We start from the raw sequence: 26,557 nt of genomic DNA on the forward strand, positions 1-26,557 counted from the left end.
AGTCAAAGCATTTTTAAGTTTAATTAAATGAATTTAAAAATGAATAAAAAGCTAACCTTACTATTATTATTTTTATCAATAATAACATTCGCACAAAAACCAACCCTATTCCTCATCGGTGATTCTACTATGGCCAACAAAGAAAATCCGGATAAAAATCCAGAACATGGCTGGGGACAGGTTTTGCCACAATTTTTAACAGGAATTGAAATTCAGAATCATGCGATGAATGGCAGAAGTTCAAAAAGCTTTCGGACTGAAGGCAGATGGGATAAAGTGGAAAAACAGCTGAAAAAAGGAGATTTTGTCATTATTCAGTTTGGACATAACGACCAGAAATTAAAAGATTCTACGAAATTCACCAATCCATATACACAATATAGAGCCAACCTGGAAAGGTATGTAAATGAAGCCAGAGCAAAAGGAGCAACCCCCATTCTGATGACTTCTATTGTAAGAAGAAATTTCAATGAAAACGGAGTTTTGATTGATACCCATAAAGAATATCCTTTAGTAGTAAGAATGGTGGCCAATGATCTGAAAGTTCCGTTTGTAGATATGCAGTTACTGACAGAACAACTGGAAATTTCTTACGGTCCTGAAAATTCAAAAAAACTTCATCTGCATTATAAAGAAAGAGAAAATCCTTACTATCCAAAAGGAAAAGACGATGATACTCATTTATCAACCTTAGGCGCAGAATCAGTTGCAAAATTAGCACTGAAGAATTTGAAGAGTTTAAAAATCGGGTTAGAGAAATATATTAAATAGTTCTTCAATCCTGATAATTAAAAAATCAGTTTGTCATTCAAAAACACAAGTTGAAGACTTACGAATGAAGTTCAGATAGATTTCTCCTTCGTCCAAATGACAAACTAAGCGTAAAAAAAATTAGTTAAAAAATCAAAAACATAAAAAATGAAATTCAGAAAAGAACCCTTCTTCGATGGTAATTCAGAGTGGGAAGATTTAGGAGCAGGAGTTTCCAGACAGTTTGTGGGGTATAATTCTCAGGTAATGATGGTGATTGTAAAGTTTGAAAAAGATGCCATTGGAGCTTTACACCAGCATTTTCATTCTCAGATCACCTATGTTGCTTCAGGAAAGTTTGAAGTGATGGTTGATGGTGAAACAAAGATCTTACAGCAAGGTGACGGATTTTTCGCGCAGCCGAATATTTTCCATGGAGTAAAATGTCTGGAAGCAGGACAATTAATTGATGCTTTCGCTCCTTTTAGAGAAGATTTCCTGAAAGATTAAAAAATCAAATCTTCAAGATTTAGAAAAGCATTTCGCTAAATTATTTTGCTATGAAAAAAATTGCGTTCCTCTTATTAATTTCCCTAACTCTTCAATTATCTGCACAGGAGAAAATTAGGGTCTGGCCGAAAGGTCAGATGCCGAACTCCAAAGGATTACCATTGAAAACGGAAGAAAAAGACGGAAGAATCATACAGATAAAAGAGACCGAACTTTTTGCTTTTCTACCTCCAAGGGAAGATAGGAAACAGATGGCTGTAATCGTCATTCCCGGTGGAGGATATTATAAACTTACTTATGATTTAGGCGGTTACCAGATCGCAAAATGGTTCAATACTCAAGGAATTTCGGCCTTTGTTTTAAATTACCGGTTGCCGACTTCTCCAGACTTGAAACAAAAAGAAATTGCCCCGTTACAGGACATTCAGGCAGCTATAAAATATCTTAGAAAAAACGCTGGGCAGTACGGCATTTCACCAGAACAGATTGGCGTTATCGGAACTTCCGCAGGCGGACATCTGGCTGCATCTGTGAGTAATATTCCTACAGATTATACGGAATTAAAAGGAGACTGGACTTCAATTCCAACTATTCCCAATTTTGCAATTTTGATTTCTCCGGTTATTGATTTAGGAGAATTTGCCCATGTCGGAAGCCGCAATAGCCTTCTGGGTGAAAATGCTTCTCCTGAAAAAATCAAAGAATATTCAATGCAAAACCGGGTAACGGAAAAAACTCCACCCACGATTTTATTTCATGCTCAAAATGATAAAACAGTTCCTGTCATGAACAGTATTTTATACTATCAGGAAATGATTAAAAACAAAGTAAAAGGTGCAATGTTTATTTTCGCTGAAGGTGAACATAAAATCGGAATTACGAATAAATCTGAACTGACGGATAACTGGAAAAAACTTTGCTCAGACTGGCTTAAAGCCATAATCAATAAGTAATAAGTAATGGGTAATTAAAATATATTGGAAAAACGCAAGGGCGTAAAAAATTATTTAGGTTATTACGTTTTAAGGCGCAAGGATTTTATCTTTGATAAAATTGATTATTATAAAAACTTACTGAAAATCTTTGATTTTCTTGTGCCTTAAAGCATTATTATAATTGAAAACCTTTACCCCTTGCATTTTTTCCAACAAATCAAATCACTTTAACAAAATATAAAAATGTTCAAAATCATTCAACATAAAATCTTTTTACTGGCTTTTGGAACGGTAATTTCAGTTTCAGTTCAGGCACAGCAAAATTTAAAACTGATTTATAACAGGCCTGGAGAAAACTGGAACGAGGCTTTACCAATTGGAAACGGAAAATTAGGTGCTATGATTTTTGGCGGGGCTTCGCAGGAGCATCTTCAACTTAATGAAGAAACAATCTGGGCGGGAGAACCGGGGAATAATGTTTCGAAAAACACATTCGACAGTATCCAGAAAATCAGAAAACTGTTGAATGAAGGTCAGTTTGAAAAAGCTCAAAAACTATCCAATACAACCTATCCAAGAGCCGCTCCAAAAGATTTGAATTACGGAATGCCTTATCAGACGATGGGCGATCTGTTTCTGGATTTTAAAGGTCATGAAAATTTTAAAAATTATACCCGGACGTTAGATATTGAAAAGGCAGTCAGTAGTGTTTCCTATGAAGTAAATGGAGTGACTTTCAGACGTGAGATTTTCTCATCTTTTGCGCATAATGTGATTATGATTAAATTATCTTCCGGCAAAAAAGGAAGTCTGAATTTTTCTATTCATGCTTCCACTCCACACTTGAAAAAATCAATTTTTACAGAGAAAAACCAATTGGTGATTAACGGAACAAGCGGTTCTTCCGATAATAAAATTGGAAAAATTAATTTTAAAACAGTGGCTTTTCCGGTTTTAAAAGGTGGAAAATTGACCTCAACAAAAGATCAGCTTGAAATTTCCGGAGCAGATGAAGTGATCATTTATATTTCCATTGCTACGAATTTTAAAAAGTATAATGATATTTCCGGAAATCCGGATGTAAGAGTTTCAGAATATATACAATCTGCTTTGCATCAGAAATATGATGCTGAACTAAAAGCACACATTGAAAAGTATCAGAAATTTTTCAAGCGTGTAAAATTAGATTTAGGAACTACCGAACAGACGAAAAAAAACACTGACATTCGAATTAAAGAATTTGGAAGCTCAAAAGATCCTGATCTGGTCGCGTTATATTTCCAGTTCGGACGCTATCTTTTACTATCTTCTTCACAACAGGGAACCCAGCCAGCCAATCTTCAGGGAATCTGGAATGATCAGCTGCATCCTGCCTGGGACAGCAAATACACCGTGAACATCAATACAGAAATGAATTACTGGCCTGCTGAAAATACAAACCTCAGTGAAATGCACGAACCTTTATTCGATATGATTCAGGATTTATCGGTGACAGGACAGGAATCTGCGAAGGAAATGTACCATGCCAGAGGCTGGAATATGCATCACAATACAGATTTGTGGCGAATCACCGGAATTGTAGACGGCGGGTTTTACGGAATGTGGCCGATGGGCGGAGCATGGCTGACTCAGCACATCTGGAATCATTATCTATACACCGGAGATCAGCAGTTTTTGAAAAAACATTATGCTGCTCTGAAAGGTTGTGCCTTATTTTATCTCGATGTCCTGCAACAGGATCCTTCGAAAAAATATCTGGTAGTTTCCCCTTCTATGTCCCCTGAAAATACCTATATGAAAAGTGTGGGAATTACGGCAGGAACAACAATGGATAACCAATTGGTTTTTGATGTTTTTAATAATTTTATTCATGCTTCAAAAATTCTAAATGAAGATAAAGGCCTTTCGGATGAAGTAAAATCAGCTTTAAATAAGCTTCCGCCCATGCAGATCGGGCAACACACCCAACTGCAGGAGTGGCTTACAGATATGGACAGAACCAATGATAAACACAGACATATTTCGCATTTGTACGGACTTTTTCCGTCGGGACAAATCTCTCCTTTCAGAAATCCTGATTTAACAGAAGCTGCAAAAAATTCGCTGACGTATCGCGGTGACAAATCCACAGGCTGGTCGATGGGCTGGAAAGTAAACTGGTGGGCAAGATTACTGGACGGAAACAGAGCTTTTAAATTAATCTCTGATCAGCTGATTCCCGCACCTATGGAAACAAAAGGTCAGTCGGGAGGAACTTATCCGAATCTTCTGGATGCGCATCCTCCGTTCCAAATTGATGGAAATTTTGGATGTACTTCAGGAATTGCAGAACTATTACTGCAAAGTTATGATGGATATATTTATATTTTGCCCGCCCTACCTGATGCTTTACCTAATGGTTCTGTGAAAGGGTTAAAAGCAAGAGGCGGTTTTGAAATCGATATGGAATGGAAGAATTCTAAACTAAAGAAACTGGTTATAAAATCTTTTCTGGGAGGAAATGCGAGAATCAGAGTTGCGAAAGATATTCAGTTTAAATCAAAGACCGGTTTAACCTCAGCAAAAGGAGAAAATCCGAATCTGTATTACCAGGTGAATGCTATTAAAATGCCATTAGTTTCAGATAAAGCGGAATTAAAAGGTTACTCAATTCCTGAAACACAAATTTTTGATTTTGATACTGAAAAAGGACAAACGTATATTTTTGAATCAAAATAATAGGTAATAAATAGTAAGCAGAAAATCTCCCGCAGATTTTAGAATTCACAGTAAATAACCTGTTTAATTCTGAAATCTGCGGGAGTTTTATTTACAAACACCAATTGATTAAATAATTTTTAATTAATAACAAAATGCAACCGATTGAATAAGTAAATTTAATAATATTATAATTATATAAATATTAATATATTAAAATATAAAACATTTAAATATAAAATATATAATTTTACAACCGAATCAAATAACATAAATCATTACTATGAAAACAACATTTAAAGCTGCCTTTCTTATGGTAGCTCTAAGCTCTACCTTTGCCCTGACTGGTTGCGGGCAGGAAGACATTAAAACAGATTTAGCGGAAAACCCAAACGAACTTAGTCTCGGAAACAAACTCGTTGCCAATGCCGTAGTTCCTTTAGCAAATTGTGTAGCTCCGGGATGGGCTTCTCAAAACGGGGGAACAACCGGTGGAGGAACAGCCGCTGAAACTACCGTGGCCACCTATGCACAATTAAAAGCTGCGATCGAAAACACAGCAGTAAAAGTCATTAAAGTGACAGGAACCATCACTATTACAACTCGTTTATCGCTACAGGATCAAACAGGAAAAACACTTTATGGGACAAGCGGTGCTAAATTGGTTTCTACGGATCAGACTGCAAGCGGATCAGGAATTATCAATATTAAACGATGCAACAATATCGTGATCAGAAACCTGATTTTCGAAGGTCCGGGAGCTTATGATACAGATGGCTGGGACAATGCCATTTTAGATGACTGCAGAAATGTATGGATCGATCATTGTGAATTCAGAGACGGTGTAGACGGGAATTTTGACATTAAAAACAAATCCGACTTCGTTACAGTTTCTTATACGAAATTTCATTATCTGAAAGCTCCGAAACCTGGCGGTTCAGGCGGAACAGACGACCACAGATTCTCCAACCTTATCGGATCAGGTGACGGGGCAACAGCAGATGCAGGAAAACTGAATGTAACATTCGTTCGCTGCTGGTGGGCTCCGGGATGCAGAGAGCGTATGCCGAGAGTGAGATTTGGTAAAATACATATTGTTAACAGCTATTTCAACAGTTCTGTAAGCAACAAATGTATTGCAGCAGGAGTTCAGGCGAATATCCGTGTCGATGGAAACGTTTTTGAGAATGTAAAAGAACCTATTAACCTGATGAGTGGTTACACAGCAGTTACGGTTACTTCCAACAATACATTTACCAATGTTACCGGAAACACAGCAGGAAGCGGTACTGCATTTACTCCTCCTTATACAATCCCGATGCTGTCCTTATCTTCTGTAAAGTCTGACGTAACAGCCAATGCAGGAGCAACATTAACAGGAAATATCTGTAATTCATTATAATTTTTAGTCAATAAATTAGAACAAGAAAGACTGAGAAATTCTCAGTCTTTTTTATAATCTAAAATTGTTATTCAGAAATTTTATTTTTCTCAAGCCATTTTGGATATTCTTTATTGATCAGCTTATCGGCAAAATCTCCAAACCAGCTGTAGCCGTTTCTTCTTTCTTCAGAAACCTCGTTATAGTTGTATTTTACGCTTCCGTCACGGTCACCGAAAAGAGGTTTGTTATTATTAATATCATAAAATCTTGCCCAGATTACAGAATTTTTATCCTCTGCCAAAGTCCGGACAGCTTTTCCGTTTACTATTGAAACATTGTAGCTGTAGCCTTTAATTTTATTTTGCTTAAACCATTTTACAGCAGATTTTATCGATTTTTCAACTTCCGGAGTTACGGGTTGCAGCATTAAAAATCTTATAATTCCTACAGATTCTCCTGTTGCCAGAGAAATCGGTTCAAAAGTTCTTGCTTTATCTGGCCGAAGCGTGATTTCGTTGTACTGATCGCCCCAGATTGTTGGGGTTTCTTTTTGTAAAACCTGAGTTTTCAAGATGCATTCAATTCCTTTTTGTACGGCTATTTTTGATTTTTCCTTTAATTTAGAATCAACAGCATCAAAATCATTTTTCCCTTCCGCCACATTATACAAAACCTTCAAAGCGTTAATCATCGCATTGTCATTGTAGGTCACCTGCTTTCTGTACAATCCGGAATTAGGATAATATTGTGGGAAACCTCCATTTTTATACTGCATTAAAAGAAGATAACCAATTCCTTTCTCTGCAGATTTCAGATATTCAGGATTTTTTGTGGTGGAATATGCTTTTATTAAGGCGTTAATTTCCCTTGACGTCGCGTTATTATCAATGGTTGCATGATCGTCACCCGTTGCCTTTATCTTTTTCAAAAGATCCTTATCGAGCGGCAAATTATAATTCACTACAGATTTATCGTCCAGCTGCTTGCCCCACCCGCCAATGGGAAGCTGATATACAAGCATTTTTTCGGCTAAAGTATCTTTAATCTGAGCAGAAAGAACGGCTGTTGTTAAGGAAAAGACAGCTGCTGAAAGTTTTAATTTCATTATTATTCGACTTTAATCATTAATGGGTTTGCAATTATCTGAGATTGTTTTTGCAATAGAGCTTCCCAATCTTTTTGTGTCTGAATCTGCCCGCTTTTCTGCCATGCAAATCCGGCATAATAAATCAGCTTATTTTGAGGTTTTGTCACAACTAACAGGTTGCTCTGGTCCGGAGTTTCGGATTTAAGGGCAACAGATTTTTCAACAATTTCAGGATCCACTACAACTCCTTCACCTACAAAAGCATCATCAATTTTTTCCCAGTGCAAATAATATCCGCTTTTGTCGTTCAGTTTTGTTTCACCTTCGTTTTTATGTAAAGTAATTCCGATTGTATAATTCGGAACCTGCTTTTCAGCCTGGAAATTGGATTCAAACTTTGAAAAATTGGAGTCCAGATCAAGAGAAATTCGTTTTGTTTCTTTTACTCCGAATTCACTCCACGGATTGTAGGTTAATTCAAAAACCGTTCTTAAAGGACCTTCCGCAATGGTTTTAGAACTTACAAAATTTTGTGACACCTGAAGCTTTTCATTAACCCAAATCCCGATTCCACCTGTTCCGCGGCTGTCTCCAACCTGGTAAGGATCATACCCCTCGCCTCTCGTATCTTTGTGATAGTACAACGGATCTGTCTGATAGCCTTTATACCATTTGTTGATCACTGGCTTATCTGTTCTTTTCAGCCAGATATCAACTCCACTGGATAGCGTGCTTCCTTTTATCCCTTCCAGTGCTTCTTTCTGACCTTTCGGGCCATAAACACGGAATGCTATTTTATTATTTTCCCACGCATAATCGTCTGCTCTTTCAGGAACTAATCTTGAATATGTTGAAGTTTTGCTTTCAGGAATTGGAATTGTAGCATCTGCAATAATGGTATAAGTATTTGCTTTTTTAGCTTCAATATTCACCTGAAAAAGCAATTCGTCATTTTTTCCGTCTCCATCATAGTCGATCCATTGGATGGGCAGAATGTTTTTACCACTATCTTTTATCCTGAGGTCAGATTCACTATTTCTACTTAGAAAAGGAGCTAATTGAGAAACAGGTATTGAAACGACTTCATTTCTTGAAAAATTCAATGTATTTTTTACCTGAATAGAATTTTGTGCTTTCAGAAAAGAACTAGCGCAAACGATTGCACAAGTAAATCCGAAAATTAAAAATTTTGATCTGAACATAATTATTCAATTGAGTTGTAAAAATCAAAAATAATGATAAGTTTCTTATGAACATCAAAAAAATAATCAAATTTTAAATCTAACAGGTTGATTTAGAAAAATATTTGAAATACCATTTATAATTAAAGAAAATCCTTTCAAAATAATTTGAAAGGACTCTTTTTGAATAGGAATGAAATTAAACTTTGGTAATTCCTTTTATTTAATAATAATTTTAAAATTACTATTCAAATCTTCTCCTGAAACATTAAGAATATAGTTTCCTGAGGCTTTTTTGTCTGCAATATTTAATGTAAAGACTCCGTTTCCATCAGCATTAATCTTTTCTTTGACAACGATTTTTCCTGTCAGATCAATAATTGTTGCTGTTAAACTGGATTTTTTATATTCTGGAAGCGTAATGAAAATCTGGTCTTTTGCAGGATTCGGATATACTGTTCCAACATTTTTGCTGATGCTGAATTCATCATTACCCAACACGTCCTGATTGTATAAAGTATATATTTCTGTTGGAGATAAAGCATAATTGTACAACTTAAGTTCGTCGAATGCTCCTTTATAGGGAGCCGGAGCATTGGCGGTTGACAAAAACTCAAGCTCACCTATATTCCCGATGATCAGATCACTTGCTTCACCAATACCCGTAACTGAAGTTTCATCTCCTTCAGTGATTAAAGCGCCATTGGTGAAAATTCTCATTTTATGTGCGGCAATATCCCTCTGAATCACAACATGTACCCAGTTACCAGTAAAATAATTGGCAATAGGTGATGTGATTTCTTTTTTCGTAATGTCATCATCAATAGCATATCGCAGCTGGCCTCCTTTAATTTCTATATTAAAACGTTTCCCTGTGGCTCCTGTTGCCGTATTTTTAGTGAAAGAACCTTTACATAATATATAAAGACTTGCAGATGAAGACGATGGTATCATACTGATTGGTGCCTTCATCCAAAATGAAACAGTAAACGAATGATTATCAAATAAAATATGATTCTGATGAGGAATACTGGCGATGTACATATTACCGGACGACGTTGCCAGATCAAGGGCGTTGTTTTCTTTTCCCGGTATTCTTACATTGGCATTGTCATAAGCTGTATCTAATACTCCATGATTAGCAAAAGACGTTATGTCTGCAATTTGCTCACCAGCGGAAGGAGCTTCCGCAAATGGCCAGTTGCCGACAATACCCGGAGTCAGTGCACGGAAATTCCATACATCTCCCACAGCAGTGCCAAGAGTATTGGACGCATCAATTCTCCAATGGTAATTTATTGCCGGATTTAAATTATTAAACTGGTATGCGGGTGCAGTAGAATAAGGTACAGTTGCAATACTGCTTAAATTTGAAGGATCTGTTCCAAAATAAACTGTATACATTGTTGTATTTGGACTTCCATTCCATTTTAAAAGCAGGTTTCCACCGTTCAACTCAACATTATTATTGCCAGTTGAAGGAATCGGGTTATTTGCTTTTGCCGGAGCTGACGGGATTGGTGGTGTGGTTACTGATGTATCTGATGTGTAAACTGAAGATTCTGTTGCATTTGTTGCTTTAACTCTGTAATAATATTGAGTATCAGGCGTTAAACCAATTTCATTATAACTTGTTGCATTCGCCCCCAAGGTTGCAATGACAGTAAAATTCGTACCATCGGAAGAACGTTCTACAATATAATGAGTTTCATTTGTCGCATTATCGTTCCAATTAACAGTTAAAGAGCTTGAAGGTGAAGTTCCTGTAGTTGTGATTGTATTGGTAAAATTCACATTTGTAGGCGGAATAATGAAATCCGGAGGAACTGTATTGGGTAAACTATTGATATAAACCTCAATATTCAAATACGGAGCATGTGTTGTGCTTACTGCCAAAGCATCGAAGACATTTGGATTTAGTCCATTGGCCGTTTCCCATGCATCAGGCATCCCGTCATTGTCCGTATCCAGAGGAGCCGGCGCACCGTAAACGTGCCCTGCACCACCATTAGTAAAACCAAATTGGGCTGTTAAATCAGTTTGTACATACACATAAGTAGCTGTTGTACCTTTCGACATTAAATCTGAAATCATTAGACCATCTACCTGATCACGTCTTGGATATGATGCTCCCACACTTGTAACAATATTACTGTATGCCTCCTGAGCAGTTAATGCAGGGGTTTTCATCGGATAATCATACGGAGTAGCCATTATGGCGGCCGGATCTCCGACAGGGTAACCCACTAAGCTTTGAGGAACTGCAGCTCCATCTAATACACCATTTTTATTATTGTCAAAATAATTACCGGAACCATATAAATTGAAATTGGCATTTCCTACGCTAAAAGGTGTGGTAACCGTATTGCTCGTATTGGGACCTCCGATAAAATAATTGTTAATAATATTGGCAAAAGAGCTTCCTGCCGAATCTCCTCCCATGATGTATGCCTCCCCGGATTGGGTGTGGCCATAGGTATTTCCATAATTACCCCAGTTGTAAACTACATTATTTACAAACTCGTTGATTCCTTTTATTTTATTATTACGGGTTTTATTACAGATATATAAATTCCCGATTAAGCTGATCTTCCCCCCTGGTGGAGGCTGCATTAATCCTCCCGCAGAATGATTATGACGGTGCATTCCTTGTCCTATAATAGAATTCTGAATCGTTATATTATCGGGACTTGTGCCGTTGTTATCCCAGTTAACCGAGAATACTTCATCTGTACCCCATGTAAAAGTCATATGATCTAAAATGATATTGGCCCCGTTGGCTATTCCTGATGCATCCTGATTTTGAGATGTCCCGCCATAACGGATACGAAGATATCTCGCAATCGTATTATTGGCTCCTGTAAATGATACTCTGGGTCCCAAAAATACAATTCCTTCTCCGGGAGCGGTTTGTCCGGCAATTGTAGTATTAGCCGCCACAGCAACAATTGATTGTAAGTTAACAATACCTCCCACTTTAAATATAACAAACCGACCCGGCTGACTTACCGCGTCACGGAATGAACCCGGGCCGCTGTCATTTAAATTGGTAACCAGATAGATCTGAGGATTTGCTACCCCTCTTGCTCCTGTAGTATATCTTCCAAAACCGGTTGCTTCAGGAAATGCTAATGTCTGAGCACTCAAATCAACAGTGGATAATGCTAATCCACAAAACAATAAAGATTTAAGAGATGATTTAAACAGTAAAGATTTATTTTTCATAAATATTAATTTTGTATTAACTAATCTATCCACAAAACCAATATTGAGCATCCTGCTCCATCCTGTTGAACTATATATCAATCAATTACAAAGAATCCGTAAAAAACAATGTGTACATATCAATAGGTCATGACTAAAGATAATTCATATATACTTTCTATTTTCAATAAATCTTCTTTAAAAAAATTCGAGAAATCATCCGTTGGGGCTAACAAAAATTCATATTCATTTATAGAAGGAGTTTTTATCCTTTGTTCCTTCTTAACATGAATTTAAAATTCGATTATATACAATTGCCAAATAAGACCTCCTACGGACAAACAAAATCATCTTGTAATTTTAAAACCTTTATTCTATAATTTAAGGGTAAATGGAGGTAAGATGAAAAGAGAAGAGGTAACAGAACTAACTCCTGAAAAAGTAGTTAAAGTCCTGAAAGAAAAAGGAACAATTGTAAATATCGAAGAGGCTAAGGCAATACTCAGCTTTATTAAGGCAATTGCTAATATTGCAGTAAATCAGTATCTTAGTGGACGTGATTTGGATTTTATGAATCCCAAACAATAATGCTGATGTTATGAGACAAGCTGACTTATATATACGTGTATCTACAGATGAACAAGCAGATAAAGGATACTCTCAACGAGATCAGGAAGATCGTTTGAGAAAGTACTGTGTAATCAAAGGTATCACAATAAGGAATGTTTACATTGAAGATTATTCAGCTAAAACCTTTAATAGACCTGAGTGGCAAAAGTACTTAGTAGCACTACGGAAAATAAAAAAGAATACAACTGCTTCACTATTACTATTCACAAAATGGGATAGGTTTAGCCGTAATGCTGGTGATGCGTACCAAATGATCAATCTGCTACGCTCCTTTAGCGTAGAGCCCGAAGCCATTGAACAACCCCTTGATTTTGACATTCCAGAAAACAAGATAATGCTCGCTTTTTATCTTGCCACTCCTGAAGTAGAAAATGATCGTAGATCACTGAACACTTTTTACGGAATGAGACGTGCTAAAAAAGAAGGCCGATATATGGGGACAGCACCTTTAGGCTATAGCAATAAAATAACAGAAGATAATAAGAAATATATCGGTATACATGAAGTCGAAGGACCTTTATTAAAATGGGCCTTTGAACAGATTATTCTGAACAATTACAATACTGAACAAATATGGAAAATGCTGCGCTTTAGAACAGATGGCAAATACAGATTCAGTAAAAATAATTTTTGGGTCGCTTTAAGAAACCCGCTGTATTGCGGAAAAATATTTATCCCGGCTCATAAAGATGAAAAAGCACATTTTGTTTTGGGACAGCATGAACCACTCATAACCGAAAGTATGTTCAATGAAGTTCAGCAAATACTTGATGGAAGGAAGAGAAAAATCAAGCCAAAGGTAGTTTCAATTGACAACCTACCTCTACGAGGATTCTTGAAATGTAATAAATGTGGTAAAATGCTCACCGGAAGTGCATCAAAAGGAAAGATGGGAGTCTATTACAACTATTATCACTGTTCAAGCTCATGTGGTGTCCGATTTAAAGCAGAAATTGCTAATGATGTTTTTCTCAAACAACTTAAATCCTTAATACCTAAAAAAGGAATGATTGATGTTTTTATAGAAGCATTCACTGAAGATTTTAATGCACAAACGAAAACTCAAAACGCAGAAAGAACGAATATATTAAATCAAATTGCAGAATTAAACAATCGTAAAAGGAAAGCTCTTATCCAAAAGATTGATGGTGGTATTGAAGCTGATGAGTATATTTTTCTGAAAAAATATACCACTGAAAAAATTGAACAATTAGAAGTAAGATTGAATAATTTATCTTCTGTAAACACCGAAATCAAAGACCTATTTAAGTCTGGGCTAAAAAAAATTGCTAATCTTGACATACGCTATCAGAAGGGGAATACAGAAGAAAAAAGACATATCATAAGTTCGATATTCCCTGATTTTTTGGTTTTTGACGGAACACGACATCGAACTCTAAGAATGAATTCAGCAGTCGAACTTATCTATCACGATACCAACAAATTAAATGGTAAAAAAAATGGGACAAATCTATCTTTTTTAGATTTGTCCCAACAAGTGACCCGGCTGGGATTCGAACCCAGGACCCATACATTAAAAGTGTATTGCTCTACCAGCTGAGCTACCGAGTCGGCCACTTACTTTTTTAAGTAAATCCCTTTGTTTAAGGGACTGCAAAGATAGAAAAACAGTCTTTAATTCCAAATTTTTCCGGGCTTTTTTACAATAAAATTTATAGCCAAAAAGTCAAACACCTGTTTATAAATTAATTACGTTAATTATTTTTTTTCAATAAAAATCTTAGGAATAATAGGATTTGCCAATGAAAGAGCTTTTTGAATATAAAAATTTTGAATTCCGTCAGTAATTAAAAGAGACTGCCTTATAAGACAGTCTCAGCACTCAACTATAAAATTAGCTTAACAAGCTATACTTTTCCAAATATTAAAAATTAAAAATTCTATCTAAGCTGGTGACAGTCTTCGGGATTTCAAATAAAGAGCTGTTCGGTTCAGATAGGGAAAAAGAAGAATTAATAACAATGATGCTGCCAGAAGCCAAACCATCATTTCATAATAATCCATAGCAAAACGGACATGATCCTGAACATTCATTCTTCCTATCAGCAGCTTGTTGGCAGCTTTTGCAGCCTTCCTTTCAGGCATCCCTCTGGAAATAAGCTTAGCGGTTTGCTGGTGAAGAAAATTTTTGACTGCCGGATCTATAGCACTTAAATGATCCTGAAAAGCATTATAATGGCGGCTTTTTTCAAACAATTCAAAAAAATTGATCAGCGCTATACTGATGCAAAACCCCAGATATCGGACAGCCAGAGCTGTAGCCGCCGCTGAAGGACCAATAATAGCAGGAACTGACGAGATAATAAAAATAATCGTTGGAACCATAATCAAACCTACACCCAATCCCTGAAGGAACAACGGAATATAATAATTAAACTCATCAGCCTGCACATCAAAAGAGTAATACATTAATCCATGAAAGATCAACAGCATTAAAAATCCAAAACTCCAGATGTACCGTATATTTTTCTTTTGCAAAACCATACAACAGGCGATAATAACTCCAAAAACCAATCCTGCAAGGTTAAAAATATTTATATAGGAAATATGAAACGGATCCAAATGCAGTTCTGATGCAAAATAATTGTTGACAATTCCTGATGCAAACCGGCAGATATACATCACAAAAAGGATCAGCAGACCTACTTTGAAGTTTCTGTATTTAAAAATCCACAGATCAATATAAGGTCTTTTAATGGCCTGCTGGCGGAAAATGGATATTCCTCCCAAAACAACAATTCCTATGACACTTCCAAGAATCCGATTATCTTCCAGCCAGTAATATTCCTGTCCAAAAATGGTAATATATCCTATCAGTACAAGTAGAGTACTGAAAAGTCCAAAGCTTTGCCAGTCGAGTTTATACAGATGAAATCTAGCATGAGTTCTGTAATTGCTCATGGCAAGAGTGAGGAAAATAAGCCCAGGCAGGTAAGAGAATATAGCGGTTTTATAGACAATATTAAAATTATATGAATCAATAAGATCTGCAGTGATCAGATTATTGAACGGCAGAGCACATATCAGAATTCCAAAGAATACTGAAAAACTAATTTCCCTTCCTCTTTCACTGCTCAGTCTCGTAAAAATGAGAGTCAGTGACAGATTCACGTTTCCTGCAAATAGCATTCCCTGTATGAATCGCACAGGAAACAGGATATAAATTTCACGGGTAAAATAACATACCAGACAGGCCAAAATCTGTAGCGTGGTAAACAGAAGAAAGTATTCCTTTGCAGCAAGAAAGCTGAAAAACCTTCTTTCCAGACTGTAAAATCCTACATATCCTGCATAAAACAATGCTACAGAAAATTGAATATCCGCAGGTTCACTCCCATAATATCCCGCTGCGGCATTCACATTGGCCAAAGGAAGAAAAAATATAATGATTCCCGGAAGAGTCATTGAAAAGAGAATAATCTTCACCAGCCATTCCGGAGCCCATTTTTTGAAATAGGGCATTTGTCTTTTAGCCATTAGAATGTTTTTTATCGGCATATACATTCACATTCATTCCCACTTTCAGGACATCAATATCTTTCCTTACTCCATCTACTTTTATTCTTACAGGAATACGCTGTACAATCTTCACATAATTGCCGGTAGAATTATCAGGTGGCAGCAATGAAAAACTTGATCCGGTAGCCGGAGATAACGAAATGATGGTTCCCTTAAATTCCCTGTCAGGATAAGAATCTGCTATAATTTTCACATGATCCCCGATATGCATATCCTTGATCTGCGTTTCTTTATAATTTGCAACCACCCATTTATCTGTTTCATTATTGACGATAAACGCCAGCGTTTCTCCGGCATCAATCATCTGCCCTACTTCAACAGTTCTTCTTCCCATTCTTCCATCATAAGCTGCGGTGACTGCGGTATAGCTTACATCTAATTGATGACGGTCCAGCAATGCTTCCAATCTGGCAATTTCTGCGATAACAACCGTTTTTTCCGCCCGGATATCATTTATTTTAGACATTGAAGCAGCATAATTATCCTGGGAAGATTGGTAATCACTTTCATTGACATCCAACGTTGCTTTTACATCTTCAAGCCGCTGTTTAGTAGCAGATTCTTCGTCATACAATTTTTTGTATCTGTTATAATCAAGTTGCTGTTTCCAAACTTTTGCCTTATTGGCGTCCACCTGAGCCATCGCTGCTGCAGCTTCTTTTTCTGTAGTACCTGTAGTACTTTCCAATACTTTCAATTGGGCATGGGCTTTCTGAAGGGCAGCCTGAGTCTGTTTTTCCTGAAGAACATATTCACGGTTATCTATAATCAGAAGCGTATCCCCTTTTTTCACTTCCTGGTTTTCTTCAAATTTCACGGCTACAATGAATCCTCCTGCTCTTGAAATAATAGGATTCACATATTCCTGAACCTGTGCATCATTGGTCTGTTCATACGCATAGTAATTCTTTAAAGTAAAACCGCCCCATATGGCAAGTGCGGCAACAATTAAGACTGAAATCCATCCTGTGATCTTTGTGATCAGCCTATCTGTGGGAGTATATTTTTTTTTCATTGTATTATAAAACGCCTGTAATGTTTTGTAGTAAATAATAATTGTTCTGTGCCATAATTTTTGCCGCTTCCAGTTCAAATTTTGTCTGAAGAAGCTGTATATCAGCATCCAGCAGTTCTGTAATAAGAGAAGTCTGGCTGAAGTAAGTATTCTTAATGATGCGTGCATTCTCTTTGGCCTGGGTGACATTGGCTTCCGCTACTTTTATCTGCTCAAGGGCTTCCTGATACCTCAGATAGGCTTCTTTTACCTGTTGTCTTACTTTATCCTCTGTATCCTTGTGTGCTTCTTCTTCCTTTTCAAATTCCAGTTGGGCCGCCTTCACTTTGTGAGTATTGTGATAAAGGGACGAAATGGAAAACGAAGCTTTAACTCCTACTATTCCCAATGAATACCAATAAGGATTGTAGGGATAAAGAAAAATCTGCGGATTGGCATAATAGAATTCACCATACATCCCAATTTTAGGTCTTACATTGGCTTTTACCTGCTTCAGTTTGATCTTGCTCAGTTCTGTCTGTTGTTCAGAGACATGATAATTGAAAGAATGATCCATTGCCAGTTTCAGGTACTCATTGTAAGTTGTGCTTTCATTCCATTGATTAAACGGTGCTTCAGGAATAACAGTCTGCTCATCCGGAATTCCAAGAATAATATTCAATTTCTGCATCGCGATGAGAATATCATTTTCTATAGTCACCAAAGCCATCTTCCGCTTTGACAGTTCAAGCTCAATTCTTAAAACATCGCTTTTTAAAACGACCCCGTTTTTATAAAGAGCCTGAATTTCTTTAAGCTGTGTTTTCTGATCAGCAATATCCTGCTGTATAAGGTTTCTGAAAATTAAAGTTTTCTGAAGTTCAAGATAAAGCGCTGCCGTTTTGTAATGAATATCAGAAACAGACTGTTCTTTCTGGATATCCTTAATTTTCTGAAGAGTCTGATTTTCTTTAATCTTAAGATTCAGTTTGTTTCCATTATAAATATTCAGATAAAAATCTACTCCGGCTCGGTAAAGCGTATGAATGACTTCATGCTGGGTCGGTTTGGAAAAAATTCCGTTTTCATAGATAGGAATGTTAGACGCTTTTTCGGCAGAACCTTTAACTTCTATTTCCGGAAGCCGTTCTCTTTTTGCATCTTTTACTTCAGCTTCCGCTATGTCCAGGTTGATGGTATTAATTCTGATGTGACGGCTGTTCTCTTCAGCTCTCTGCCATGCGTCTTTTAAGGAGAGTCGTAGGGTATCCTTTGTTGGGTTGCCAGTCTGAGCTGATATTGTATAGGAAATTCCCAGTATCAGCAATCCGGCGACATAAATTTTCATTTGAATTTTTGAATTATTGCACTGCAAATTTATTGGCAATCCGGAAATTTTATTTATCTAAAATAGTCAACTTTTACATGATTCCGGCCAAATCATTATATTTGCATTTTCATTGGTACTTTTATTTTTTTATGGGATTAATTGCTGCACTTCCTGATATTGATAAGGACGACAAAAGTGTATTTGTTATGCACGAAAAATCGGAAAAACTAATTCCTTTCCACAAGCATACAAAAGGACAGTTGAGCTATGTAGAAGGCGGTATTGCCTATATCACAATCAACAACAGAACATATGTGGTTCCGGCCCGGCATTTCTTCTGGATTCCGCAGGGAATGGAACATATTTTAGAGATCGGACATACGGCAACAGTTCTGCGCTCTCTTTATTTCTATGCCCATGATGATCTCTCAAATCCTTTCTACAGCAGACTGGGAATATATCCGGCATCAGAACTTCTGATCCAGATGATTAAGTATACTGAAATCTGGGATGAAAAACACGTAACTGCGAAAGACGAAAACTTTGAATTTCTGGTAGCTTTAAAAAAAATCCTGCCAAAAACTCATCAACAGCCATTACCTATTATTCTTCCTGCTACACACAACAAACAGATGATGAGAATTGTATCTTATCTGGAATGGAATATCGGGGAAAAACTTACTTTGACCAATGTAAGCAGCAGATTCGGCTTGAGTGAACGTTCTATGTCCCGGCTTTTCAAATCAGATATGGATATTTCTTTTCTTCAATATCTGAAAACGTTAAGAATCATCAAAGCCATTGAATTATTGTTAAATACGGACAAGCCTATCAATGAAATTGCTGATGATGTAGGCTACAGCTCCATTAGTGCCTTTAGTGATACTTTTCGTGAATTTACCCAGTCCAGGCCTTCAGATCTGAGGAAAAGCAATAAAACAACTCAAAATTCCATTGGATAATCTGTTTTAGATATGACCTTCATCAGTTTAAAAAAAATAAAAGATAAATTTATCTTTTATTAAAAATATCTTTCTATCTTTGCCTTATAAAACTCAGAAAAATGTTTTCAAAAACCTGTGAATATGCCTTAAGAGCTTTGATCTACATTGCCCAACAGTCTAAAAATGACAGCAGGGTCGGGATTAAAGATATTTCAAAGAGCATCCATTCACCGGAACACTTTATCGCCAAAATTTTACAGGACCTGAGCAGAAAAGGATTTGTACAATCTGCCAAAGGTCCAAACGGAGGTTTTTATATGGATCAGAAAAATCTGAACACTTCCATTGCTGATATTGTAAGAGAAATTGACGGGCATAAGCTTTTCATCGGTTGCGGACTTGGACTTGATCAATGTTCAGAAACACATCCATGCCCGCTTCATGATCAGTTCAAAAGCATCCGACAGGATCTGCGAATCATGCTTGAAACCTCAAAAATTCAAATGTTTGTTGACAATCTGGACTTACAGCTTACTCATCTGAAGGTCTAAAAAAATTTGACCAAATAAAAGATAAAAAGATCTTTATATATTAAATAATTTACAATGAAACTATTTCTCAAAAATCCTTTGGTACTACTCTTTCTCTGTCTGATGACCGGGATGTTTATGACTATCAGCTTTCTGGAGACCCCATTAAAGTTTCAGGTTCAGGGCATCCCCCTTACTACCGCATTAGGATTAGGAAAACTCATGTTTGGAATATCTTCAAAAATACAATGGGGATTTATTTTTATAATTCTTGTGTTGATGCTTATGAGCCGAAGAAATTATACAAAAACAGACTTTATAATTCTTACTGTTCTAATTTCTATACTTGCTTTAGAACAATTCTGGCTGCTGCCGGTACTTGATTCTCGTGTAGACCTGCTTTCATCAGGAAACGCATTATCTCCTACTCCATTGCACGACTATTTTATTTATGCCGAAACCACAAAAGCATTAACGCTCATAGCAGCCATCATTTTACAATTCAAAAGAAATACAGTTCAATAACAAACATTTTTTATTATGAAAATACCCGTTCAAAATACCATTGTTGCATTGACTTTAGCCACATTATTATTTTCCTGCTCCAAACCGGAAACGACTCCTATCCCACAGGCTGAACCTTATTCCGAACAACAGGTTACCCAGCCACAGCCAACAGAAAAAGTCACTGAAGTTTCTCCTTCCACAGATGTATCGAAACATGAAGGATTGAAATTAATAGAAGGAACTGATTGTCTTACCTGCCATAAAATGGATTCAAAATTAATAGGCCCTTCTTATCAGGAAGTTGCAGCAAAATATACTGATGCAGATCTCGATATATTGGCACAAAAAATCATTGACGGAGGTAAAGGTAACTGGGGAGAAATTCCCATGACTCCCCACGCAGGACTGAGTAAAGATAACGCCAGGCTGATGGTAAAATACATTCTCTCACTTAAGAAGCAGTAAAAAAATTTAAAATAATAAAGGACAAAAAAGTATTATATTATGAACACAAGAACAGATTTTATAGGAAATATGGTTGCTGAAGATTTCAGAACAGCCGTAATTTTTAAAAGACATGGAATTGATTTCTGCTGTAAAGGCGGAAGAACCATTGAAGAGGCATGCAGCAATAAGAAACTTGCTCCTGAAAAGGTTTATGAAGAATTGGAAGCGCTTCCAAAAAATGAAGGTTCAGCGATAGATTTCAACAGCTGGCCTCTGGATCTTCTTACGGATTATATTGAGAAAACCCATCACCGATATGTTGAAGAAAAAACTCCCGTTTTGCAGGCATTTCTTGATAAACTATGTAAAGTGCATGGAGGCAGACATCCAGAGCTGTTTGAAATTAATGCATTATTCAATGAATCGGCATACGATCTGGCAGCTCATATGAAAAAAGAAGAACTGATCCTGTTCCCATTTGTGAAAAATATGGTGAAAGCCAAAATATCCGGCAGCGCTCTTTCCCAGCCTCATTTTGGAACCGTAGAAAATCCGGTTCATATGATGGAACACGAACATACGGTAGAAGGTGACCGTTTCAGAAGGATAGCAGAAATCACCAATGAATATCTTCCGCCTGCAGATGCCTGTAACACCTATAAGGTAGCATTTGCCATGCTTCAGGATTTTGAAAATGACTTACATCAACACATTCATCTTGAAAATAATATCCTTTTCCCAAAAGCGGTCCGACTGGAAAAAGAGTTTACCATTGAATCTTAAAACTAAATGATAGATGTCCCGCATCAGAGATTATATTCTGTATTTCTGGGATTATCATCTGAGCAGCATTTCAGGGAGAAAATCGGAAAAGAGCTGAATGATATTCATACAGATGAGAAGGACAGTTATGAAGATGAATTCTGGAAATAAGTCTGAGTTTATTTTATTAATGTTAAAAAAGCCTTTAAATACTGAATTAAAGGCTTTTCTATTTATAATTTATTGTGTTGCTTTCATCATAGCATTGGTAATTTCAATTTCCTTTTTTCTGGAATAAGCAGAATCAAAAGGCTCCATGACATTGAATAAATACTGGTAAAAAGGAGCAATTTGGCGGATATTTTCCGATTCTTTAATCGCTTTTTCTTTCCCCATTTGCTGCAGTCCTTTTATAAAAACACTGAATTTCTTATCAATTGGCTCTATTGACTGCAAAAGATAGGCATATGCTTTTTCATTCTGTCCCAATGTTTTGTAGGCTTCTGTAACTGCGGAAACAACTAAGGCATATTCCATTGGTTTTGACCTCATCTGTTTTCTGGCAGCCGCTTTAAATGCCGGAGAAAGATTTTGATAGTAATCATATTCTTCAAATATCCCCTTCTTAAGAGTTTCTGCCAGCTGAAGACCTTTCTGCTCCTGCCCGGCAACAATATATCCGGTTACCATTGAGCTTAATGACCTTGGATCATTGTATTTCTCAACAGGAATTTCTTTTGCAGCAAGATCCAGCAGCTCTAGTGCCTTAGCTTTCTGTCCATTAACCACAAGCGCGGATACGGCCCTGCTTACTGACATTCTGTATCCTAAAATATTGGAAGTTGCCGTTTCATTATAATAAACACTAAGGTCTTTAAAATTTCCCCATCTGAAGTTTTTCACCACCTGATAAAGTGAATTGGCGTCTACCCTTCCTTTATCTCCATCCGGGCTCTGAGGGGTATGAATAGGAACCAATCTGTAGCTGAAGCCATCAAACTGCAGGTAATCATCAAGATAAAAAATATTTTCACTGTCATACATTCCGCCTGATGAGAAATTTATAGGACGCTTCCAGTCGAAATTGGCCAGCATATCCAACATCATCAGATTGCTTTTGTAAAGAGTATTCGCTTCATAATTGATTATAATCTGATCTACCGCTTTGGAAAGATCAGCCTTATTGATGATCCCTGATTTCACAGCATTTTGCTTATTTACGGGAAGGATAAATTTACTTACCGGGAGAATATTGTATTTTTCATATTGCTTTTCCCCGAAATACATCTTCAGCAATTCATCTTTTTCAGATGATTTAAGTCGAAGGAATCTTATAGCATCCTTCAGGGTCAATGAATCCTGAGTCAGATATTTTCTGAATTCCCGGAAAGCAGTGTCTGGCGCTCCCTGTTCTTTCAACATTTGGAAAAAACCTTCCCAATCCTCTTTTTTCATCAGATATACCTGATCATTTACCCCATCTCTATATTCTTCATGCGTTAATTCACCCGGAATTCCCCTTGCATTGTATGTTCTTCTTTTCACCTGATCTATATTCCATGGAGTAGCTAAAAGAGTAAAGTTGACTGTTTTCACATCATCTCTGAATCTTTCCGTCTCCTGGATTGCCCATACGGGAAAAGTATCATTATCACCATAAATAAAAATAATATCATCTTTAGGCAGCGAACGTAAAAATGAATAAGCATAATCACGGGCTGCGGTCTTTTTACTGCGGTCATGCGAAGTATAATTCTGGAATCCCATCATAAAAGGAATTCCCAACAATACTACTCCCAGAATAATATGAGCCGCATTAGATTTAAGTTTAGACTGAATCAGCCAAAGTACTGCTCCTGCTCCCAGGCCGATCCAGATGGCAAAGGCATAGAAAGAACCTACCATCGCATAATCTCTTTCCCTCACTTCAAATGGTTTTACTCCGGTATAGAAGACAATTCCCATACTTGTCAGCACAAACAGCGAAAGAATAGCATAAAATCTCCCGAAGTCCCTGTTCAGCTGAAAAAAGAAACCGATAAGTCCTAAGATCAATGGAAGAAAGAAAAACTTAACGGTACTTTCATTTTTAAATTTAGCCGGCATATGATCCTGATCACCCAACAATGCATTATCAATAAAAGAAAATCCTGAGATCCAGTTACCATTGGTATTCTCCATATGTCCCTCAAGATCGTTCTGTCTTCCTACGAAATTCCACATCAGATATCGAACAAAATAGTATCCGTTTTGGAAAGAGATGAAATAATCCATATTCTGAGCAAAAGATGGACGTTGTACCTTGATAAGATCATAAGGTTTTACTTTCAGGTAATCTTCTGCTGTGATAGAATCTCCTTCGTATTTTGCTCTCAGTTCATCAAAAATTCTTTTGGCCTCCGGATTGTCTGCCACGTCTTCATTATCATAATTGAAGGTAAAATCAGGAGCGCCATACAAGGTAATATAATTTGCAATAATCTCTTTATCTTGATTGAACATCCGCGGCATGAAACTGACATGTGATTTATTAAACACATAATTGAACTGTTCCCCGGTTTTTCTGTAGGTACCTGTTTTTTCATCTTTTTCATAAATATCTCCTGTCACATCTTTTTTATAGCTTCCGTCCTCATCTTTTTCCAATCCATTTTTGTCAAGAAATGCGGTGTAGTTCTGTCCGTAAATTGTAGGCCAGTCACCATATTGTACCCTGTTATAATAATCTCTCATTCCTATTGCAGTATCCGGATCATTAAGGTTCATCGGCGGATTGGCATTTGCCCTGATGGGAATCACCAGCCAGCAAGAGAAACCAATCATCATATACACAAGGGATAAAACGATGGTCTGATACACTTTTCTTTTTGTATTTCTTGCATATTTAATCAAGAAATAACTGAATGCCGTCATAAGAACAAACGCTACAATTGTCCCTGAATGGAATGGAAGTCCCAACCCATTCACAAAGAAAATCTCAAGTTTACCAAACATTGTCATGACCAAAGGAAAGATAATCTTGAATACAAATGCAAGAATTCCTAATGTAATCAGATTGGCAGCCATGAAGCTCTTCCAGGAAAAATTATAGTTTCGGGCGTAGTATACCAGACATATGGCCGGAATTGCAAGCATACACATCATATGCACGCCCACAGAAAGTCCTATTATAAAGAAAATAAGAATGATCCATCTCTCGCTGTCAGCAGCTTTAGATTCATTCTCCCATTTGGTGATCAGCCAGACCAACAATGCGATAAACAGAGAAGCCATTGCATATACCTCCCCTTCTACGGCTGAAAACCAGAATGTATCTGAAAATGTAAAACATAGAGCTCCAATTACTCCGGCAAACAGAATTGAGATTTCCTGATGTTTTGTAATTTCTTCAAAATCTTTATGTAAAAGCCATCTTAAAAAATGGGTAATCGTCCAGAATAGAAACAAAATGGTAAACGCACTGAATAACGCCGACATGGCATTGATCACAATAGAATAATTTTCTGCATTCCCTAGAGCAAAAATACTTGCTACAGCTCCCATAATCTGGAACAAAGCAGCTCCCGGAGCATGGGTTACTTCAAGTTTTACCGCTGAAGAAATATATTCTCCGCAATCCCAAAAACTCAGGGAATGTTCCATTGTTGAGAGATAAGTGATAAGTGCAATAGCAAAAAGGAACCATCCCAGCACGGTGTTCCACTTTTTAAAAGACCAGTTTTTCATATAATATTTTCAATATTGATATGACAACTGGGGGAAAGGGTTTATTACATCTAATAGGTATTATTTAGCCCTCCGTCCAGAGGAATACTGGTTCCGGTAAGATATCCGGCATATTCTGATGCAAGGAAGGCAACAAGATGTCCATATTCTTCCGGCTGCCCGAATCTTTTCATGGGAATCTTATTTTCTCTTGTCTTTTTTATTTCTTCCGCCGGAGCACCACTTTGCTGAGCCTCATGGGTAACAAGTTTTTGGATTCGTTCGGTGTCAAAATATCCTGTCAGAACATTATTTACGGTGATATTATGTTGTGCAATTTCATTCGAAAGGGTTTTTGCCCATGCAATTACCGCAGAACGGATAGAATTTGACAGCGCCAGATTTCCGATGGGTTCCTTAACTGATAAAGAAGAAACATTGATAATACGGCCTTTTTTCTGTTGGATCATATGAGGTAAAGCCAATAACGTTGTTTCGCAAACCGTTTTAAAAAGAAGATCAAACGCTTTCTGATAATCATCCGGCGTTTTATCGAGTGCCAAACCTGGTTCCGGACCGTTTGTATTGTTTACCAAAATATCAACCGAATGGTCATTAAAATATCCTGCTATAATTTTCTTATACTCTTCAAAGTCTGAAAAGTCAGCCACCAGATATTCATGTTTCTGTTCCGTATTAATTACCGGCATTGAAGAAACGAAGGCTTTAAGTTTTGTTTCATTACGTGCCATAACGGTAACATTGGCCCCGCATTTTGCCAGCTCTATGGCAATTCCTGCACCTATTCCCTGGGTAGCTCCACCTACTAAGGCATTTTTTGAAAAAAGTTGAATATTCATAAGATCTTTGGATATAGTAATTGGTATAGGATAAATGTAAGAAAAAACCTCCAAATTATATTTTGAAGGTCTGCCTTTTAACTCATATTTATCAATTACTTCACTACTGTTGCTTCAAGCTCAACTTTTAAAGTTTCAAACAAGCCTTTTACTTCAAGCATCGTTACGGCCTGCTGTATTTTATGTTGGGCAATCCACTTCTGAAGAATGGGAAAATAAGGCCAGAGTTCTTCAGTAGAAGTCGTATAGATATTTAATCTGACGATACCGCTACATTCATATCCCGCTGTGCTAATCACTTCTTCCAGATTGGCAATAGCCTGTTCCAGCTGCGATTTCATATCCTGATTACTGGATGTTCCATCAGGATCAATAGCCGCCTGTCCTGAGCAGTATAAAGTACATTCAACATTTTTTACCTCTACAGCCTGAGAATAGCTTCTCTCATCCTGCCATTTCCATGGGTTAACCGTTCTTTTTTCCATTGTATGAATTTGTTATATTTTACTGTACAAAATTGCAGAACAACTACAGTAAATCTCTGTGATCCTGATCACAAT

General features: G+C 36.9%; 21 protein-coding genes, 1 tRNA gene and 1 pseudogene. 13 read left to right on the forward strand and 10 right to left on the reverse strand.

Going from position 1 to position 26,557, the window contains the following annotated elements:
- Positions 1–39 precede the first annotated feature (39 nt).
- The 5 genes from SFA27_RS14330 (at position 40) to SFA27_RS14350 (ending at position 6,294) form a co-directional block, all read left to right on the forward strand.
- Positions 40–771: a rhamnogalacturonan acetylesterase gene (locus SFA27_RS14330; RefSeq protein ID WP_213278809.1), complete on the forward strand. Its 732-nt coding sequence runs from the start codon at positions 40–42 to the stop codon at positions 769–771.
- Positions 772–918: 147 nt separating this feature from the next.
- Positions 919–1,260: a cupin domain-containing protein gene (locus SFA27_RS14335; protein ID WP_213278808.1), complete on the forward strand. Its 342-nt coding sequence runs from the start codon at positions 919–921 to the stop codon at positions 1,258–1,260.
- Positions 1,261–1,310: 50 nt separating this feature from the next.
- Positions 1,311–2,213, forward strand: a complete 903-nt coding sequence (locus SFA27_RS14340; protein WP_264518257.1) for an alpha/beta hydrolase — start codon at positions 1,311–1,313, stop codon at positions 2,211–2,213.
- A 225-nt stretch (positions 2,214–2,438) separates the two neighbouring features.
- Positions 2,439–4,913, forward strand: a complete 2,475-nt coding sequence (locus SFA27_RS14345) for a glycoside hydrolase family 95 protein (RefSeq protein ID WP_264518258.1) — start codon at positions 2,439–2,441, stop codon at positions 4,911–4,913.
- Between the two features lie 262 nt (positions 4,914–5,175).
- Entirely contained in the window at positions 5,176–6,294 is a 1,119-nt protein-coding gene (locus tag SFA27_RS14350) for a polysaccharide lyase family 1 protein (RefSeq protein ID WP_264518259.1), read from the forward strand.
- A 67-nt stretch (positions 6,295–6,361) separates the two neighbouring features.
- Here the strand turns inward: SFA27_RS14350 and pelA are convergent, their stop codons facing one another.
- The 3 genes from pelA to SFA27_RS14365 all read right to left on the reverse strand — a co-directional run bounded on the left by pelA (position 6,362) and on the right by SFA27_RS14365 (position 11,769).
- Positions 6,362–7,381, reverse strand: coding sequence for a pectate lyase (gene pelA, locus SFA27_RS14355; protein WP_264518260.1), 1,020 nt, complete (start codon positions 7,379–7,381; stop codon positions 6,362–6,364).
- 2 nt (positions 7,382–7,383) lie between these two features.
- Positions 7,384–8,565 carry a DUF4861 domain-containing protein gene (locus SFA27_RS14360; protein WP_264518261.1) on the reverse strand — a complete coding sequence of 394 codons (1,182 nt, stop codon included), beginning with the start codon at positions 8,563–8,565 and terminating at the stop codon, positions 7,384–7,386.
- 198 nt (positions 8,566–8,763) lie between these two features.
- Positions 8,764–11,769: a LamG-like jellyroll fold domain-containing protein gene (locus SFA27_RS14365; protein WP_407292966.1), complete on the reverse strand. Its 3,006-nt coding sequence runs from the start codon at positions 11,767–11,769 to the stop codon at positions 8,764–8,766.
- Positions 11,770–12,150: 381 nt separating this feature from the next.
- On the opposite strand from SFA27_RS14365, the gene SFA27_RS14370 reads away from it, so the two are divergent.
- Together SFA27_RS14370 and SFA27_RS14375 are read left to right on the forward strand one after the other, a co-directional pair.
- A complete protein-coding gene (locus SFA27_RS14370; protein WP_213278801.1) occupies positions 12,151–12,336 on the forward strand; it encodes a hypothetical protein in 186 nt (61 codons plus the stop codon).
- 10 nt (positions 12,337–12,346) lie between these two features.
- Positions 12,347–13,144 (forward strand): annotated as a pseudogene (locus SFA27_RS14375) (recombinase family protein); the annotation flags it as partial.
- 733 nt (positions 13,145–13,877) lie between these two features.
- Here SFA27_RS14375 and SFA27_RS14380 read toward each other — a convergent pair.
- From SFA27_RS14380 to SFA27_RS14395, 4 genes are all read right to left on the reverse strand, one after another.
- Positions 13,878–13,950 (reverse strand) — tRNA-Lys (locus tag SFA27_RS14380).
- A gap of 333 nt (positions 13,951–14,283) precedes the next feature.
- Positions 14,284–15,876 carry a beta-carotene 15,15'-monooxygenase gene (locus SFA27_RS14385; protein ID WP_407292969.1) on the reverse strand — a complete coding sequence of 531 codons (1,593 nt, stop codon included), beginning with the start codon at positions 15,874–15,876 and terminating at the stop codon, positions 14,284–14,286.
- Positions 15,869–16,933 (reverse strand): HlyD family secretion protein, encoded by a 1,065-nt coding sequence (locus tag SFA27_RS14390; RefSeq protein WP_407292971.1) that lies wholly within the window; start codon positions 16,931–16,933, stop codon positions 15,869–15,871. Before SFA27_RS14390 ends, SFA27_RS14385 begins: the two co-directional genes overlap by 8 nt.
- 4 nt (positions 16,934–16,937) lie before the next feature.
- On the reverse strand, positions 16,938–18,260 hold the full coding sequence (locus SFA27_RS14395; RefSeq protein WP_407292973.1) for a TolC family protein: 1,323 nt from the start codon (positions 18,258–18,260) through the stop codon (positions 16,938–16,940).
- 131 nt (positions 18,261–18,391) lie between these two features.
- Here SFA27_RS14395 and SFA27_RS14400 point away from each other — a divergent pair, with 131 nt between their 5' ends.
- From SFA27_RS14400 to SFA27_RS14425, 6 genes are all read left to right on the forward strand, one after another.
- Entirely contained in the window at positions 18,392–19,204 is an 813-nt protein-coding gene (locus SFA27_RS14400) for an AraC family transcriptional regulator (protein WP_407292975.1), read from the forward strand.
- 101 nt (positions 19,205–19,305) lie between these two features.
- Positions 19,306–19,737 (forward strand): RrF2 family transcriptional regulator, encoded by a 432-nt coding sequence (locus SFA27_RS14405; protein WP_407292977.1) that lies wholly within the window; start codon positions 19,306–19,308, stop codon positions 19,735–19,737.
- A gap of 54 nt (positions 19,738–19,791) precedes the next feature.
- Entirely contained in the window at positions 19,792–20,241 is a 450-nt protein-coding gene (locus SFA27_RS14410) for a hypothetical protein (RefSeq protein WP_407292980.1), read from the forward strand.
- Positions 20,242–20,256: 15 nt separating this feature from the next.
- Complete coding sequence (locus tag SFA27_RS14415; RefSeq protein WP_407292983.1) at positions 20,257–20,688, forward strand: c-type cytochrome; 432 nt, start codon at positions 20,257–20,259, stop codon at positions 20,686–20,688.
- Between the two features lie 39 nt (positions 20,689–20,727).
- A complete protein-coding gene (gene ric / locus SFA27_RS14420) occupies positions 20,728–21,453 on the forward strand; it encodes an iron-sulfur cluster repair di-iron protein (RefSeq protein WP_407292985.1) in 726 nt (241 codons plus the stop codon).
- Between the two features lie 6 nt (positions 21,454–21,459).
- Positions 21,460–21,603, forward strand: a complete 144-nt coding sequence (locus SFA27_RS14425) for a hypothetical protein (protein WP_407292986.1) — start codon at positions 21,460–21,462, stop codon at positions 21,601–21,603.
- A 69-nt stretch (positions 21,604–21,672) separates the two neighbouring features.
- On the opposite strand, the gene SFA27_RS14430 is transcribed toward SFA27_RS14425, so the two are convergent.
- The 3 genes from SFA27_RS14430 to SFA27_RS14440 form a co-directional block, all read right to left on the reverse strand.
- A complete protein-coding gene (locus SFA27_RS14430; protein WP_407292988.1) occupies positions 21,673–25,158 on the reverse strand; it encodes a DUF2723 domain-containing protein in 3,486 nt (1,161 codons plus the stop codon).
- Between the two features lie 50 nt (positions 25,159–25,208).
- Positions 25,209–25,997, reverse strand: coding sequence for an SDR family oxidoreductase (locus tag SFA27_RS14435; RefSeq protein WP_407292990.1), 789 nt, complete (start codon positions 25,995–25,997; stop codon positions 25,209–25,211).
- 95 nt (positions 25,998–26,092) lie between these two features.
- Positions 26,093–26,482: a RidA family protein gene (locus SFA27_RS14440; protein ID WP_407292992.1), complete on the reverse strand. Its 390-nt coding sequence runs from the start codon at positions 26,480–26,482 to the stop codon at positions 26,093–26,095.
- Positions 26,483–26,557 lie beyond the last annotated feature (75 nt).

The organism is Chryseobacterium sp. HR92 (assembly GCF_045689405.1).
Lineage (GTDB): Bacteria > Bacteroidota > Bacteroidia > Flavobacteriales > Weeksellaceae > Chryseobacterium > Chryseobacterium viscerum_A.

Bases quoted from the DNA above. Each gene is read 5' to 3' on its own strand.
- SFA27_RS14330 (WP_213278809.1), top strand. From the start codon at position 40: ATGAATAAAAAGCTAACCTTACTATTATTATTTTTATCAATAATAACA.
- SFA27_RS14335 (WP_213278808.1), top strand. From the start codon at position 919: ATGAAATTCAGAAAAGAACCCTTCTTCGATGGTAATTCAGAGTGGGAA.
- SFA27_RS14340 (WP_264518257.1), top strand. From the start codon at position 1,311: ATGAAAAAAATTGCGTTCCTCTTATTAATTTCCCTAACTCTTCAATTA.
- SFA27_RS14345 (WP_264518258.1), top strand. From the start codon at position 2,439: ATGTTCAAAATCATTCAACATAAAATCTTTTTACTGGCTTTTGGAACG.
- SFA27_RS14350 (WP_264518259.1), top strand. From the start codon at position 5,176: ATGAAAACAACATTTAAAGCTGCCTTTCTTATGGTAGCTCTAAGCTCT.
- pelA (WP_264518260.1), bottom strand. From the start codon at position 7,381: ATGAAATTAAAACTTTCAGCAGCTGTCTTTTCCTTAACAACAGCCGTT.
- SFA27_RS14360 (WP_264518261.1), bottom strand. From the start codon at position 8,565: ATGTTCAGATCAAAATTTTTAATTTTCGGATTTACTTGTGCAATCGTT.
- SFA27_RS14365 (WP_407292966.1), bottom strand. From the start codon at position 11,769: ATGAAAAATAAATCTTTACTGTTTAAATCATCTCTTAAATCTTTATTG.
- SFA27_RS14370 (WP_213278801.1), top strand. From the start codon at position 12,151: ATGAAAAGAGAAGAGGTAACAGAACTAACTCCTGAAAAAGTAGTTAAA.
- SFA27_RS14385 (WP_407292969.1), bottom strand. From the start codon at position 15,876: ATGGCTAAAAGACAAATGCCCTATTTCAAAAAATGGGCTCCGGAATGG.
- SFA27_RS14390 (WP_407292971.1), bottom strand. From the start codon at position 16,933: ATGAAAAAAAAATATACTCCCACAGATAGGCTGATCACAAAGATCACA.
- SFA27_RS14395 (WP_407292973.1), bottom strand. From the start codon at position 18,260: ATGAAAATTTATGTCGCCGGATTGCTGATACTGGGAATTTCCTATACA.
- SFA27_RS14400 (WP_407292975.1), top strand. From the start codon at position 18,392: ATGGGATTAATTGCTGCACTTCCTGATATTGATAAGGACGACAAAAGT.
- SFA27_RS14405 (WP_407292977.1), top strand. From the start codon at position 19,306: ATGTTTTCAAAAACCTGTGAATATGCCTTAAGAGCTTTGATCTACATT.
- SFA27_RS14410 (WP_407292980.1), top strand. From the start codon at position 19,792: ATGAAACTATTTCTCAAAAATCCTTTGGTACTACTCTTTCTCTGTCTG.
- SFA27_RS14415 (WP_407292983.1), top strand. From the start codon at position 20,257: ATGAAAATACCCGTTCAAAATACCATTGTTGCATTGACTTTAGCCACA.
- ric (WP_407292985.1), top strand. From the start codon at position 20,728: ATGAACACAAGAACAGATTTTATAGGAAATATGGTTGCTGAAGATTTC.
- SFA27_RS14425 (WP_407292986.1), top strand. From the start codon at position 21,460: ATGATAGATGTCCCGCATCAGAGATTATATTCTGTATTTCTGGGATTA.
- SFA27_RS14430 (WP_407292988.1), bottom strand. From the start codon at position 25,158: ATGAAAAACTGGTCTTTTAAAAAGTGGAACACCGTGCTGGGATGGTTC.
- SFA27_RS14435 (WP_407292990.1), bottom strand. From the start codon at position 25,997: ATGAATATTCAACTTTTTTCAAAAAATGCCTTAGTAGGTGGAGCTACC.
- SFA27_RS14440 (WP_407292992.1), bottom strand. From the start codon at position 26,482: ATGGAAAAAAGAACGGTTAACCCATGGAAATGGCAGGATGAGAGAAGC.